General features: G+C 73.8%; 14 protein-coding genes, 1 tRNA gene and 1 other RNA gene. 8 read left to right on the top strand and 8 right to left on the bottom strand.

The window, feature by feature from the left end; translation table 11 throughout:
* The 3 genes from GTW43_RS36960 to GTW43_RS36950 form a co-directional block, all read right to left on the bottom strand.
* Positions 1–244 (bottom strand): deaminase (locus tag GTW43_RS36960; protein ID WP_343246236.1); only part of this gene is annotated, 244 nt, incomplete at its 3' end.
* A 49-nt stretch (positions 245–293) separates the two neighbouring features.
* Complete coding sequence (locus GTW43_RS36955) at positions 294–848, bottom strand: hypothetical protein (RefSeq protein WP_161306333.1); 555 nt, start codon at positions 846–848, stop codon at positions 294–296.
* A gap of 200 nt (positions 849–1048) precedes the next feature.
* Complete coding sequence (locus GTW43_RS36950) at positions 1049–1312, bottom strand: hypothetical protein (protein WP_237537012.1); 264 nt, start codon at positions 1310–1312, stop codon at positions 1049–1051.
* A 139-nt stretch (positions 1313–1451) separates the two neighbouring features.
* Here GTW43_RS36950 and upp point away from each other — a divergent pair, with 139 nt between their 5' ends.
* A complete protein-coding gene (gene upp / locus GTW43_RS36945) occupies positions 1452–2087 on the top strand; it encodes a uracil phosphoribosyltransferase (RefSeq protein ID WP_111667532.1) in 636 nt (211 codons plus the stop codon).
* 73 nt (positions 2088–2160) lie between these two features.
* On the opposite strand, the gene GTW43_RS36940 is transcribed toward upp, so the two are convergent.
* Together GTW43_RS36940 and GTW43_RS36935 are read right to left on the bottom strand one after the other, a co-directional pair.
* A complete protein-coding gene (locus GTW43_RS36940; RefSeq protein WP_161306332.1) occupies positions 2161–2805 on the bottom strand; it encodes a LytR C-terminal domain-containing protein in 645 nt (214 codons plus the stop codon).
* Positions 2806–2918: 113 nt separating this feature from the next.
* Complete coding sequence (locus GTW43_RS36935; protein WP_003955420.1) at positions 2919–3215, bottom strand: type II toxin-antitoxin system VapB family antitoxin; 297 nt, start codon at positions 3213–3215, stop codon at positions 2919–2921.
* Positions 3216–3336: 121 nt separating this feature from the next.
* Here GTW43_RS36935 and GTW43_RS36930 point away from each other — a divergent pair, with 121 nt between their 5' ends.
* Complete coding sequence (locus GTW43_RS36930) at positions 3337–5004, top strand: helicase HerA-like domain-containing protein (protein WP_161306331.1); 1668 nt, start codon at positions 3337–3339, stop codon at positions 5002–5004.
* 26 nt (positions 5005–5030) lie between these two features.
* Here the strand turns inward: GTW43_RS36930 and GTW43_RS36925 are convergent, their stop codons facing one another.
* Complete coding sequence (locus GTW43_RS36925) at positions 5031–5645, bottom strand: HhH-GPD-type base excision DNA repair protein (protein WP_161306334.1); 615 nt, start codon at positions 5643–5645, stop codon at positions 5031–5033.
* 101 nt (positions 5646–5746) lie between these two features.
* Between GTW43_RS36925 and GTW43_RS36920 the strand changes: the two genes are divergently transcribed.
* Positions 5747–8341 (top strand): GNAT family N-acetyltransferase, encoded by a 2595-nt coding sequence (locus GTW43_RS36920; protein WP_161306330.1) that lies wholly within the window; start codon positions 5747–5749, stop codon positions 8339–8341.
* 38 nt (positions 8342–8379) lie between these two features.
* Here the strand turns inward: GTW43_RS36920 and GTW43_RS36915 are convergent, their stop codons facing one another.
* Positions 8380–9141, bottom strand: coding sequence for a sulfite exporter TauE/SafE family protein (locus GTW43_RS36915; protein WP_161306329.1), 762 nt, complete (start codon positions 9139–9141; stop codon positions 8380–8382).
* Between the two features lie 238 nt (positions 9142–9379).
* Between GTW43_RS36915 and GTW43_RS36910 the strand changes: the two genes are divergently transcribed.
* From GTW43_RS36910 to GTW43_RS36900, 3 genes are read left to right on the top strand one after another with little or no spacing between them, the layout of a single operon-like run.
* Positions 9380–10291 (top strand): LysR family transcriptional regulator, encoded by a 912-nt coding sequence (locus GTW43_RS36910; protein ID WP_161306328.1) that lies wholly within the window; start codon positions 9380–9382, stop codon positions 10289–10291.
* A 41-nt stretch (positions 10292–10332) separates the two neighbouring features.
* The gene (locus GTW43_RS36905; protein ID WP_161306327.1) at positions 10333–10659 is read left to right on the top strand and encodes a cupin; all 327 of its coding nucleotides are present in this window, start codon (positions 10333–10335) and stop codon (positions 10657–10659) included.
* Positions 10660–10716: 57 nt separating this feature from the next.
* Positions 10717–12606: a propionyl-CoA synthetase gene (locus GTW43_RS36900; RefSeq protein WP_161306326.1), complete on the top strand. Its 1890-nt coding sequence runs from the start codon at positions 10717–10719 to the stop codon at positions 12604–12606.
* Between the two features lie 99 nt (positions 12607–12705).
* On the opposite strand, the gene GTW43_RS36895 is transcribed toward GTW43_RS36900, so the two are convergent.
* Positions 12706–12790, bottom strand: a tRNA-Ser gene (locus tag GTW43_RS36895).
* Between the two features lie 73 nt (positions 12791–12863).
* Between GTW43_RS36895 and ffs the strand changes: the two genes are divergently transcribed.
* Positions 12864–12962, top strand: an RNA gene (gene ffs, locus GTW43_RS36890) — signal recognition particle sRNA small type.
* Positions 12963–13020: 58 nt separating this feature from the next.
* Positions 13021–14309, top strand: a 1289-nt coding sequence (locus tag GTW43_RS36885) for a DNA polymerase III subunit gamma and tau (RefSeq protein WP_161306325.1), incomplete at its 3' end; no start/stop codon positions are given.

Raw genomic sequence — 14309 nt, 5'->3', positions numbered from 1 at the left:
TGGCCCGCCGGATCGCCAGGACCTCGGCGTGCGCGGTCGGGTCGCCCGTCAGCTCGCGCTCGTTGTGCGCGGCCGCGAGCACGGTGGTGCCGTCCGGCGCGAGGACGACGGCGCCGACGGGGACGTCGCCGGCCGCCGCGGCGCGCCCGGCCTCGGCCAGGGCCAGCCGCACGGCCGGCTTCCAGGGGTCCCGCACGGGGTCGGCCGCGGGGGACGGCGGACGGGGGCTGTCGGGGGAGGTCACGGGCCGGAATCTATCCCGGCCCGCGGCGTCCGGGGCGCCCCCGGCCCGCTCAGCGCACCGTCTCGAGCACCTCCGCGGCTCCCAGGACGTCGGCGATCTCGCTCAGGGCGTCGCCGACGTGCAGGCCGAGCAGATCCTTGTCGGAGACGCCGAGGTCGGCCAGGAGCGCGGGATCGCCGAGCGGGCCCGGGGGCACGAACTCGTCGCCGGAGCTCTCGTCCTCGTCCTCGCCGCCGGCCGAGGCGTCCGGCTCGCCGTCCTCGGTGCCGTCCAGATCGAGCGCGTCCAGCTCGTCCTCGGCGTCGTCCGGGTCCTTGCCGAGCAGTTCGTCGGTGAGCAGGATCTCGCCGTAGCTGCTGCGGGCGGCGGCAGCGGCGTCCGAGATGTAGATGCGCGGGTCGTCCTCGCCGTCCAACCGGACGACGCCGAACCACGCGTCCTCCTGTTCGATGAAGACGAGGACCGTGTCGTCCTCGGCGCCGGCCTCGGCCGCCGCCTCGCGGGCCAGGTCGGACAGGTCCGACAGGGTCTCCACGTCGTCGAGCTCTGTGTCGCTCGCTTCCCACCCGTCTTCGGTGCGCGCGAGCAGTGCGGCGAAATACACCGTGACTCTCCCACTGGTCTCAGGTGTGCCGGTCGGGGGTCCCCCCGGCGTCGGACGGCGGGAGTCGGTACCGGCCCCGCCCACTCGGAATCGTGGCAGAAAGAACGGCCGCAGGAGAGGTCTTCCGCGCGCTGTGTCGGCGTCGCGCCCCTGCCGGGCGTGTCGCGTGTGAGGCGCGTCACCCGGCGTCCACCGGCGTGTCACCAGCGAAACGTGCGCATCCTCATCTGCCGGCGCATCCGCGCGGCCCGCGCGCGGCGCGGCTGGACCCGGTCGCGCAGCTCGCGCGCCTCGGTCAGCTCGCGCAGGAACACCGCGCGGCGGCGCCTGCGCTCGGCGTCGGTCTCCGGCTCGTCCCGGCCGTCGGAGCCGTCCTGGCCGCCCGGGCCGCCCTGGCCGTCCCCCAGGGGGCGCACCGGGTCGGGTCCGGGTCCGGGCAGGCCTTGGTGCTTGCGGTCCGGCATCGGCGACACCACCACCCCAGTCGACGCGTCCCCTCCACTTTCCCCCGGCCGGCCCGTTTGATGCCAGCGCGGGCGGTGCGGGACGCGGGGCCCGTCCGCGGGGGCGCCGGGGCCCCGGGGCGCGGTTACTGTTGAGGACATGCGGATCCATGTCGTCGACCACCCTCTTGTGGCGCACAAACTCACCACGCTGCGCGACAAGCGCACCGACTCCCCGACCTTCCGGCGTCTGGCCGACGAGCTGGTCACCCTGCTCGCCTACGAGGCGACCCGGGACGTGCGCACCGAGCAGGTCGACATCGACACCCCGGTGTCGCGGACGACGGGCGTGAAGCTCTCGTACCCGCGCCCGCTCGTCGTGCCGATCCTGCGGGCCGGTCTCGGCATGCTCGACGGCATGGTGCGGCTCCTGCCGACCGCCGAGGTGGGCTTCCTCGGCATGGTGCGCAACGAGGAGACGCTCCAGGCCTCCACGTACGCGACGCGGATGCCGGACGACCTCTCGGGCCGCCAGGTCTACGTCCTGGACCCGATGCTGGCCACGGGCGGCACGCTCGTCGCGGCGATCCAGGAGCTCATCAAGCGCGGTGCGGACGACGTCACGGCCGTCGTGCTGCTCGCCGCCCCCGAGGGCGTCGAGATCATGGAGCGCGAGCTGGCGGGCACCCCGGTGACCGTGGTGACGGCCTCGGTCGACGAGCGGCTCAACGAGAGCGGGTACATCGTGCCCGGCCTCGGCGACGCGGGCGACCGCATGTACGGCGCCGCGGAGTAGGACCCGGTACGACGACGAGAGCCGCCGTCGCGTCCGCCCTTCGGGGAGCGGATGCAGCGGCGGCTCTCGCGCGTCAGCAGGACGACCGGGAAGGCGTCGGCTTCGGGTGGGTGAGCGCGGCCAGCGACTTGTCGGCGGCCGCCCGCGGGGACAGCTCCTTGAAGGCCGTGCCGATGATCAGGTCGACCTCGGTGGCCTTGTCGCGGGCGTCGGCCTTGAGCTCGGCGCCCGCGAGCTGGGTGCCGAGCACGGGCAGCGCCGCGTCGGTCGCGGCGGGCGCGCCCAGCAGCAGCCCGGTGCCCTTGACCTTCTTGTCGTACTCCTTCGTCGCGTTCCCCACCTCGCCGATCCTGAAGCCGCGCTTCTTCAGCTCGTCGGCGGTCTTCTTGGCGAGGCCGCCGCGGGGGGTCGCGTTCAGGACGTTGACCGTGATGCCGCCGGGGGCCGGCAGCTTCTTCGCCGTGGGGGCGGGGGTCGCGGACGTGCGCGGCTTCGGCGTGCAGTGCGTGGCACCGGGGCCCGCCGCGTTCGCCTTGTCGCCGCCGGTGAAGACGTCGACGAGCTGGAAGGAGCCCCAGCCGATCACGCCGACCGCGGCGACGGACGCGACGACGGCGAGCACGATCCGGGGACGTGAACGGCCACGCCGCATGCGGGGGTACTTGTCCCCCGTGATGCGGTACTTGCCGCCCATGCCGGGGGGAGTGAGCATGCTCATGGGCGCAGCGTAGTGCCGTGCGGCGGTGATTCCTATTAAACGATCACCCGAGAACACGCGGACGACCCGAAAGGGTCAATCGGCGGGGTGCCGCGGCCGGGCCCGCGGGGGTGTCAGCCGAGCTCGAGGACGCGGGCGTGCAGCACCTGGCGCTGCTGGAGCGCGGCGCGGACGGCGCGGTGCAGTCCGTCCTCCAGGTAGAGGTCGCCCTGCCACTTCACGACGTGCGCGAAGAGGTCGCCGTAGAACGTCGAGTCCTCGGCGAGCAGTGTTTCCAGGTCGAGCTGGCCCTTGGTCGTCACCAGCTGATCGAGGCGGACCGGGCGCGGCGCGACGTCCGCCCACTGCCGGGTGCTTTCCCGGCCGTGGTCGGGGTACGGCCGGCCGTTTCCGATGCGCTTGAAGATCACACGGAAAGCCTACCGGTCGAGCCTCTCCGGGCGCAGCCATGGAGACCGAGTGCGACTCTGGGAAATACCGTGAAGAAACGGGACGGAATGGGATCACTCCAGCCGGGGACAGGGGCCTGAAATGAGCGACGACGAGCGGACCGCGGGCGGCCAGGACGGCGGATCGGGCCCGTCCGGGGGAGCCGGTGGCGCCGCGTTGACGACGGACCCTGCCGCCGCGGCCGGCGAGCACCCCGAGACGGTCCCCGCGGGCGGCGCGCTGCCCGCCGAGGCGCTGGAGATCGCCGCCGGGTACGCCTTCACGGGCCCCGCGCTCGACCTCGGCGCCCTGCTCTGGGACGGCGCCTGCCACGCCGACGCGCAGATCCGCATCCCCCTGGCGATGCTGAACCGGCACGGCCTGGTCGCCGGCGCCACCGGCACCGGCAAGACCAAGACCCTCCAGCTCGTCGCCGAGCAGCTCGCCGCGCAGGGCGTCCCGGTCTTCCTCGCCGACGTGAAGGGCGACCTCTCCGGCGTCTCGGCGCCCGGCGAGGAGGGCGACAAGGTGCGCGAGCGCGCCGGGCAGGTCGGTCAGGAGTGGACGGCGACGGGCTTCCCCGCGGAGTTCTACGCGCTGGGCGGGACCGGCCCCGGCATCCCGCTGCGCGCGACGATCACCAGCTTCGGCCCGGTGCTCCTGAGCAAGGTGCTGCAGCTCAACCAGACGCAGGAGCAGTCGCTCGGCCTGATCTTCCACTACGCCGACCAGAAGGGCCTGGAGCTCTACGACCTCAAGGACCTGCGGGCCGTCGTCACGTTCCTGACCTCGCCCGAGGGCAAGACGGAGCTCAAGGGCATCGGCGGACTGTCCGCGCAGACCGCGGGGGTGATCCTGCGCGCGCTGACCGCGTTCGAGGCGCAGGGGATGGGCGACTTCTTCGGGGAGCCCGAGTTCGACACGAGCGAGCTGCTGCGGACGGTCACCGACGGGCGGGGCCTGGTCTCCGTGCTGGAGCTGCCGGCCGTGCAGGACAAGCCGCAGCTGTTCTCGACGTTCCTGATGTGGCTGCTCGCCGATCTGTTCCAGCGGCTGCCGGAGGTCGGGGACGTCGAGAAGCCGAAGCTCGTGTTCTTCTTCGACGAGGCGCACCTGCTGTTCAAGGGCGCGTCCAAGGCGTTCCTGGAGTCCATCACGCAGACGGTGCGGCTGATCCGCTCGAAGGGCGTCGGCGTCTTCTTCGTGACGCAGACGCCGAAGGACGTCCCCGCCGACGTGCTCGCCCAGCTCGGCAACCGGGTCCAGCACGCGCTGCGCGCCTTCACGCCCGACGACCAGAAGGCGCTCCGGGCGACCGTGAAGACGTTCCCGAACGCGGCGTACGACCTGGAGGAGCTGCTCACCTCGCTCGGCACGGGCGAGGCGGTCGTGACGGTGCTCAGCGAGTCCGGGGCGCCGACACCGGTCGCCGCGACGCGGCTGCGCGCCCCGGAGTCGCTCATGGGCCCGGTCGAGGCCGGGGCGCTGGACGCCGCGGTGCGCAACTCGTCGCTGTACTCGCGGTACGCGCAGGCCGTCGACCGGGAGTCGGCGTTCGAGAAGCTGGAGGCGCGGGCCGCGCGCGAGCAGGAGGCCGCCGAGGCGGCGCCGCCCCCGGCGGCGAAGGGCAGGGCGGCCGGGGCGCGCGACGACTCGCTCGTGGAGCAGGTCGTCGGCAGCGGCATCTTCAAGTCGCTGGCGAGGTCGATGGGCACGCAGCTGGGCCGGGAGATCTCGCGGTCGATCTTCGGGACGCGGCGGCGCCGCTGAGCCGTGCCCCACGGCCCCGGGGCGTGTCAGCCGGACTCACCGGCGGCTGCGGTCCGCGCGGCCTTGGCCGCCTTGGCCGCGGCCTTGATCTCCTGCTTGTGGGCGCGGACCTTGGCCAGCGAGGCCGGGTCCGTGATGTCGGCGACGGAGCGGAACGCCTTCGCGGGGCCGTAGTCGCCCGCGGCCTCGCGCCAGCCCCGGGGGCGGACGCCGAGCTGCTTGCCGAGCAGGGCCAGGAAGATCTGGGCCTTCTGCCGGCCGAACCCGGGCAGCTCGTTCAGCCGGGCCAGGAGCTCCTCGCCGGTGCCGACGCCCGTCCAGACGGCGGCGGCGTCACCGTCGTAGTGCTCCACGAGGTACTGGCACAGCTGCTGGATCCGCCCGGCCATGGATCCGGGGTAGCGGTGCACGGCCGGCTTCTCGGACAGCAGTGCGGCGAAGGCCTCGGGGTCGTGGGCCGCGATCCGGTGCGCGTCGAGGTCGTCGGTGCCGAGCCGGTCGGCGATCGTGCGCGGGCCGGCGAACGCCCACTCCATGGGCACCTGCTGGTCGAGCAGCATGCCGACGAGCGCGGCGAGGGGACTGCGCCCGAGCAGCTCGTCGGCGGCGGGGTCCTGGGCGAGGTGGAGGGTGACGTCCATGCGGCTCATACGTCGATGATCGCGCCGGGGAGGCCCACCCGCCAGCCAAGTTCTCTTAGGTTAGGCTCCCCTAAGAAATATGGAGACGAGGTGGGGGAACGGTGCGCTTCGACGTCTTCCGGGACGCATGGGGGGTCCCGCATCTGCGGGCGGGCGACGCGCTGTCGCTGGCGTACGCGCAGGGACGGGTGACCGCGGCCGACCGGGCCTGGCAGCTCGAGGTCGAGCGCCGGCGCCTGCTCGGCACGTCCGCCGCCGCCCTCGGCGCGGAGGCCGCCGGCTGGGACCGGTTCGCCCGGCAGGCGCGGCTCGCGGACACCGCGCGGCGCTGCTACGAGGCGCTCGACGCGGACACGCGCGCGTGGGTGGACGCCTACACGGACGGCGTCGGCGCGGGCCTGCGCACCGCGCACGCCCCCGAGTTCGCCCGGACCGGCACCGCCCCCGGCGCCTGGGAGCCGTGGACGCCGCTCGGGATCTGGCTGTCGACGCACGTGCTGTTCGCCGGGTTCCCGGCCAAGCTGTGGCGCGAGGAGGTCGTGGCGCGGCTCGGCCGCGACGCCGTGGACCTCTTCGCCACCGACGGACCCGGCACCGCCGGCAGCAACGGCTGGCTGGTGGACGGGGCGCGGACCACGAGCGGCGCCCCGCTGATCGCCGGCGACCCGCACCGCTTCATCGAGGACCCGGGCGTCTACCAGCAGATCCGGCTGGCCTGCCCCGAGTTCGACGTGGCCGGGCTCGCCGTGCCCGGCGTCCCCGGCATCGGCCACTTCGGGCACGCCGGCGACGTCGCCTGGGCCATCACCAACGCGATGGCCGACTACCAGGACCTGTACCGCGAACGGCTGCGGCGCACTCCCGGCGGGGGCGTCGAGGCACTCGGCCCCGACGGCTGGCAGCCCGCGCACGCCCACACCGAGGCCGGTGTCGAGGTCGTCGAGACCGCACGCGGCGTCGTCGTCATCGGCGGCCCCGACACCGGCGAGGGCATCAGCCTGCGCCAGCCCGCCCGCGTCTTCGCCGACCTGGGCTTCGCCGCGCTGCCCGCCCTGCTGCGCGCCCGCACCGTCGCCGACGTCGACCGGGCCTTCGACCGCTGGGCCGAGCCGGTCAACGTCGTGCTCGCCGCCGACACCGCGGGCGGGCTGCTGCACCGCGTCGCGGGCACCGTCCCCGACCGCGACCCCGAGAACAGGCTGCGCGTCGTGCCCGCCTGGGAGGAGCGGTACGCCTGGCGCGGCCGGACGGCGCCGCTGCCGCGCGCCGAGGTCGACGGCATCGCCGTCATGGCCAACGAACGCGGGCCGGCCGCCCCGCTCGGCGTCGAGTTCGCCCCGCCGCACCGCGCCCGCCGGATCACCGGACTCCTCGCCGGCCGGGCCCGCTGGGACGCCGACGGGATGCGCGCCGTGCACACCGACACCCTGCTGCCCTCGGCCGGGCCGCTCCTGACGCTCGTCGGCGAGCTCGACGCGCTCTCCCCCGCAGCCGCCGCGCTGCGCACCGCCCTGCTCGCCTGGGACCGGCACATGTCCGCGGGCAGTGTGCGGGCCGCGGCGTACGCCCGGGTCCGGGGCGCCGTCGTGCGCCGGATCGCCGCGCACGACCGGTTCGCGCCGCTGACCGGCCTGATGCCCGCGTACCCGGAGGTGTTCCGGCCCTGGCTGGCGCTCGTGCCCCGGGTCGCGTTCGGCCTGGAGAACCTGCTGAGCGGGGGCGCCCTCCCGTACGCCGACCGGAGCGCGGCGGTGCGGGCGGCCCTGGAGGAGGTCGCCGCCGCGCCGTCCGACGCGACCTGGGGCACGCTGCACCGGCTCGCCCCCTGGCAGGCGCTGCCCGACCCGGACGCCGCGTGGCCCGGCCTCGACGGCGACCACGACTGCGTGCTGTCCACGTCCGGGGTGCCCGGCGTCACCGAGCTCTCGGCGCGCGGGCCCGCCGCCCGGTACGTGTGGGACCTCGCCGACCGCGAGAACAGCGGCTGGGCCGTGCCGTTCGGCGCGTCCGGCCTGCCCGGCGACCCCCACCACCGCGACCAGCTGCCGCTGTGGCTGCGCGGCGAACTCGCGCCGCTCGTCACCGACTTCGACCGACTCACACTCATCGAGGAGAGACATCCCGTGACCGACGTGTACGCGCAGGACGTGGAGGGCTTCGGCACCTTCCGGATCACCCCGCTGGACCCGGACGGCACCGACATCGACGTCCTGCACGGCTGGGTGAGCGAGGAGCGGGCCCGGTTCTGGGGCATGACCGGCCTCGGGCGGGACGACGTCCGCGGCGTCTACGCCCACATGGCGACGCTCGACACCCACCACGCCTACCTCGTCCGGCTGGACGGCACCCCGGTCGCCCTCTTCCAGACGTACGAGCCGGAGGCCGACCGGGTCAGCGAGTGCTACCCGGTGCAGGACGGCGACATCGGGGCCCACCTCCTGGTGGCGCCGAGCGGCGCCGCGGGCGCCGTGCCCGGATTCACCGGGACCCTGGTGAGCGTCCTCGCCGGGTATCTGCTCGACGGACTGGGCCGCAGGCGGATCGTCGTCGAACCGGACGCGGCCAACGCGAAGGCCGTCGCCCTGTTCGCACGCAACGGCTTCGTGCCGGCCGGCGAGATCGTCCTGCCGGAGGTCGACCTGCCCGAGGTGCACCTGCCGCAGAAGCGGGCCGTGCTGGCCTTCTACACGCGGTAGGCCGCGCCGGGCTCCCGGCCCAGCCCCCCGGGCTCCCGTCAGGAGCGGGCCACGAGGAACACCGACGCCGTCACGCCGACCGTGACGATCACGCCGCGCAGCACGGCCGGCGGCAGCCTGCGGCCGATCCGCGCCCCGAGCAGACCGCCCGCCGTCGAGCCCGTGGCGATCAGCGCGGCGATCGCCCAGTCGACGTCGGCGACGCTGATGAAGACGATCGCCGCGATGCCGTTGACCAGCGACGCGAGGACGTTCTTCGCGGCGTTCAGGCGCTGCATGTCGTCCCGCAGGACCGCGCCGAACATGCCCATCAGGAGCACGCCCTGGGCCGCGCCGAAGTACCCGCCGTAGACGCCCGTACCGAGGACGCCCAGCCACATCGGCACGCCACCGTCCTGGCGCGAGCCCTCGCCGCGGCGCCCGGCCACCCAGCGGTTGAGCCGCGGTTGCAGCAGCACCAGGAGACAGGCCGTCAGGATCAGCGCCGGGACGATCGCGCGGAACGCCGCCGCGGGCAGCGTCAGCAGGAGCAGCGCCCCCGCCAGGCCGCCGATCAGCGACGCGGCGCCGAAGCGGATCAACCGGGCGCGCTGGCCGCGCAGTTCACGCCGGTAGCCGTAGGCGGCGCTGAGCACGCCCGGCACCAGGCCCACGTTGTTGGAGACGTTCGCGAGCACCGGCGGCACCCCGAAGGCCAGCAGTGTCGGAAAGGTGATCAGGGTGCCGGACCCGACCACCGCGTTCATGCCGCCCGCGGCGACCCCCGCGGCCGTGATCGCCACCGCTTCCCAGATGTCCACGCAGCTCCTCCGAGGTGCCTGCCGGTGTCTGCCCGTGTCTGGCCGTGTATGCCTATGTCTTCTGACCGTGCCTGCCGGTGCCCCGGTCGTACCGAACGGGTCGGCACCCGCCGGAAGTTCGCGACCTCCACGACGGGTTGCCGCCCTGGGCCGTCCCGCCGCCGATCGTCCGCCCGCTGCCCGACCCAAGTCAATCCTCGGGTTTTCTTGCACATACCCAAGCTGTAGCTTGAGCGCGGTGACCCTCGACGACCTCCGTGTCTTCGTCGCCGTCTGCCGGGCGGGCAGCCTCAGCGCCGTGGCACGCGACCTGTCCTGCACCCAGTCCGCGGTGAGCCAGCACGTCAAACGGCTCGAGAAGGAGGTCGGCATCGGCCTCCTCGAACGCCACGCGCGCGGCGTCGTCCCCACCCCCGCGGGCCGCGTCCTGCACGCCGCCGCGGCCGACGGCATCGGCGCGCTCGACCAGGCCCTGCGCCGCCTCGGCGACCTGGCCCGCGGCGAGAGCGGCTCGGTCCGCGTCGCCACCGGCGCCACCTCCGTGCGGCACTTCATGGCCGAGGCCATCGTCGAGTTCCGGCGCACACACCCCCAGGTCAGCCTGGAGTTCCAGACCGTCAGCTCCAGCCGCGCCAGCTTCGAGGCGCTCGCCGCACACGACCTCGACCTCGCCTGGATCACCATGGGCGCCCCCGCGCGCGGCATCGAACTGCGCCCCGTCGTCGAACTTCCCTGGGTGCTCGCCGTCCGCTCCGACGACCCGCTCGCCGCCGCGGCCACCGCCTCGCCCGCCGACCTGACCGCCGGCGCCCAGCTCATCCTGCCGCCCGAGCACTCCACCTCCCGAGGCCACCTCGACGACCGCTTCGCCGAGCTCGGCATCACCCACTCCACCGCGACCGGCACCGGCATCGCCGACTGGGACACCGCCGCCCACCTCGCCGAACTCGGCCTCGGCCACGCCGTCGTCCCCGACCTGCCCGGACTGCGCGGCCCCGGCCACCCCGGCCTCACGCTCGTCCCCGTGCCCTGTCTGCCGCCGCTCCAGGTCGGCTGGGCCGTCCGCCGCTGGTCCGCGCTGTCCCCCACGGCCCGCGCCTTCGCCGACACCGTCGACCGCAGCTGCCGGACCCCGGGCCCGATCGGGTGACACGCATCGCGCCCGGCGCCGCGAGGCGGGACGCTGACCCCATGACCACCACGTACGACCTCGCCGCCCTCGCCGACGACCACCTCGCCGCGGCCCGCGCCGCCGCCCACGGGCGCAGCGCCGAGCTCCTGATCCGCGAGGACCCGCTGCGGATCAGCGTCATCGCGCTGGCCGAGGGCAACGCTCTGGAGGAGCACAACGCCCCCGCCGCGGCCACCCTCCACGTCCTGCGCGGCCGGGTCCGCCTCACCGCCGTCTCCGGAGACGTCACGCTCGGCGAGGGCGAGCTCCACGCGATCCCGCAGGAGCGCCACGGGCTCACGGCGCTGACGGACGCCGCCGTGCTGTTGACGGCGGTGACGGCCTGACCTGATCGTGTTCCCGTCGAGACGGTGAGCGGGAGCGACCGGACAGAGGTGCGCACGATGACGTCGTACGAAGAAGTGTTCCGCGCGAGCAGCGAGGACCCCGAGAGCTTCTGGCTCACGGCCGCCGGCGCGATCGACTGGGACACCGCACCGACACGGGCGCTCGACGCGGACCGCGCGCCCTTCTACCGCTGGTTCCCGGACGGCGTGCTCAACGTCTGCCACAACGCCGTCGACCGCCACGTCGACGCGGGCCGCGGCCATCTGCCCGCCCTGATCCACGACTCCCCGGTCACCGCCACGCGCCGCACCCTCACGTACGCCGAACTGCGTGACGAGGTCGCCCGGTTCGCGGGCGTGCTCACCGGACTCGGCGTCGGCCGCGGCGACCGTGTCGTCGTCTACATGCCGATGGTGCCGGAGGCCGCCGTCGCGATGCTCGCCTGCGCGCGCATCGGCGCCGTGCACGCCGTCGTCTTCGGCGGCTTCGCGGCGAACGAACTGGCCGTGCGCATCGACGACGCCCGCCCCAAGGTCGTCGTCTCGGCCTCCTGCGGCATCGAGGGCACCCGCGTCGTCCGGTACAAGCCGCTGCTCGACGAGGCCGTCGAACTGGCCACGCACCGCCCGCGGGCGTGCGTCGTCCTGCAACGCCCGCAGTACGAAGGCGAACTGGGCCCGCGCGACGTCTCCTGGACGGACGCCGTGCGCGACGCGGAGCCCGCCGCCTGCGTCCCGGTCGCCGCCACCGACCCGCTCTACGTCCTGCACACCTCGGGCACCACCGGCAGGCCCAAGGGAGTCGTCCGCGACAGCGGCGGCTACGCGGTCGCCCTGCGCTGGTCCATGGAGGCCGTCTACGACGTCGGCCCCAGCGAGGTGATGTTCACGGCGTCCGACGTCGGCTGGGTCGTCGGCCACTCGTACATCGTCTACGGCCCGCTGCTCGCCGGTGCCACCACGGTCCTCTACGAGGGCAAGCCGGTCGGCACCCCCGACGCCGGCCAGTTCTGGCGGGTCGCCGCCGAGCACGGCGTGAAGACGCTGTTCACCGCCCCGACCGCGTTCCGCGCGATCAAGAAGGCGGACCCGCGAGGAGAGCTGTCCCGCCCCTTCGACCTGAGCCGCCTCACGTACCTGTTCCTGGCGGGCGAACGACTCGACCCCGAGACCCACCGCTGGGCGAGCGACCTCCTCGGCATCCCCGTGCTCGACAACTGGTGGCAGACCGAGACCGGCTGGCCCGTCGTCGCCAACCCCGCCGGCCTCGAACTCGCCCCCGTACGCCCCGGCTCCCCGACCCGCGCGCTGCCCGGCTGGGACGTCCGCGTCCTCGACGCGTCCGGCCGACCCGCCGCCCCCGGCGAGGACGGCGCCCTCGTCGTGAGACTCCCGATGCCACCGGGCGCCCTGACCACCCTGTGGCAGGACGACGACCGCTTTGTCGCCTCGTACCTCTCCGCGTACGACGGCTACTACCTGACCGGCGACGGCGGCCACATCGACGAGGACGGCTACGTCTTCGTCATGGGCCGCACCGACGACGTCATCAACGTCGCGGGCCACCGGCTGTCCACGGGCGGCATGGAGGAGGTGCTCGCCTCCCACCCGGACGTCGCCGAGTGCGCGGTCATCGGCGTCGCCGACGCGCTCAAGGGCCAGGTGCCGCGCGGCCTCGTCGTCCTCAAGGCGGGCGTCGAGCGCGCCGACGCCACGATCGAGGCCGAGCTCGTCCAGCTCGTCCGGGACCGGATCGGCGCCGTCGCCGCCCTCCGCGACGTCGCGGTCGTCCCCGCCCTCCCGAAGACCCGCTCCGGCAAGATCCTGCGCCGCACCATGCGCGGCATCGCCGACGGCCACGACGAGCCGGTACCGTCCACGGTCGACGACGCCACGGTCCTCGACACACTCCGCCCGGTACTCGTCCGCCGGCCGGAGCGCTCTTGAAGCGCAACGCGAGACGGAGACGACGGAGACGACGGACGGGACCTGAGACGGACAACGACGAAGGCCCGGACCGATCGCTCGGTCCGGGCCTTCTGCCTGCGGAGGATACGAGATTCGAACTCGTGAGGGGTTGCCCCCAACACGCTTTCCAAGCGTGCGCCCTAGGCCTCTAGGCGAATCCTCCGCTGGAGACATTACATGACCGGAGGGAGTGCTCGCGAACTCGTTCGTGGCCCCTCTGAGCGTGTACTCTGTCCGCAAGCTCCCCACGCGGCGCTATCTGACTGAACTCCCCCAGGGCCGGAAGGCAGCAAGGGTAGGTCGGCTCTGGCGGGTGCGTGGGGGGCGTTTGCGTTTCCGGGTGCGGAGGCCGCCGGGGCCGGGTTGTCAGTGGACGCCTATAACCTCGTAGACGTGTCGTCTCTCGCGCTGTACCGCCGTTATCGCCCGGAGTCGTTCGCCGAGGTCATCGGACAGGAGCATGTCACTGATCCGTTGCAGCAGGCGTTGCGGAACAACCGGGTCAATCACGCGTACCTGTTCAGTGGTCCGCGCGGCTGTGGCAAGACGACCAGCGCCCGCATCCTGGCCCGGTGTCTGAACTGTGCGCAGGGGCCCACGCCCACGCCGTGCGGCGAGTGCCAGAGCTGCCAGGACCTCGCGCGGAACGGGCCGGGATCGATCGACGTCATCGAGATCGACGCCGCCTCCCACGGAGGTGTGGACGACGCCCGTGACCTGCGCGAGAAGGCATTCTTCGGGCCCGCGTCCAGCCGGTACAAGATCTACATCATCGACGAGGCCCACATGGTCACCTCGGCGGGGTTCAACGCCCTGCTGAAGGTCGTCGAGGAGCCCCCGGAGCACCTCAAGTTCATCTTCGCGACGACGGAGCCCGAGAAGGTCATCGGGACGATCCGGTCGCGGACGCACCACTATCCCTTCCGGCTCGTCCCGCCCGGCACGCTGCGCGACTACCTGGGCGAGGTCTGCGGCAAGGAGGACATCCCCGTCGAGGACGGGGTGCTGCCACTCGTCGTGCGCGCGGGCGCGGGCTCCGTGCGTGACTCGATGTCCGTCATGGACCAGCTCCTCGCCGGCGCCGCCGACGACGGTGTGACGTATGCCATGGCGACGGGGCTGCTCGGTTATACGGACGGGTCGCTGCTCGACTCGGTGGTCGAGGCGTTCGCCACGGGTGACGGCGCGGCCGCCTTCGAGGTGGTGGAGCACGTCATCGAGGGGGGGAACGACCCGCGCCGGTTCGTCACGGACCTGCTGGAGCGGCTGCGTGACCTCGTCATCCTGGCCGCCGTCCCGGATGCCGCGGAGAAGGGGCTGATCGACGCCCCGGCCGACGTCGTCGAGCGGATGCAGGCGCAGGCGAGCACCTTCGGCGCCGCCGAGCTGAGCCGCGCCGCCGACCTGGTCAACGAGGGCCTGACCGAGATGCGCGGGGCCAACGCGCCGCGCCTCCAGCTCGAGCTGATCTGCGCCCGCGTCCTGCTGCCCGCGGCGTACGGGGACGAGCGCTCCGTGATGGCCCGGCTGGACCGCATCGAGCGCGGGGGCATGTTCACCGCGGCCGGCCAGGGCCCCGCGCCCACGATGGCGTACGTGCCCGGCCCCGAGGCCCATGCCCAGGTCGCCCCCGGCGGCGGCCCGGCGGCGGCTCGCGCGGCGGTCCGCGGCCAGGACGGCCC

The organism is Streptomyces sp. SID5785 (assembly GCF_009870065.1).
Taxonomy (GTDB): domain Bacteria; phylum Actinomycetota; class Actinomycetes; order Streptomycetales; family Streptomycetaceae; genus Streptomyces.
This window is presented reverse-complemented; position numbering and strand designations above follow the sequence as displayed.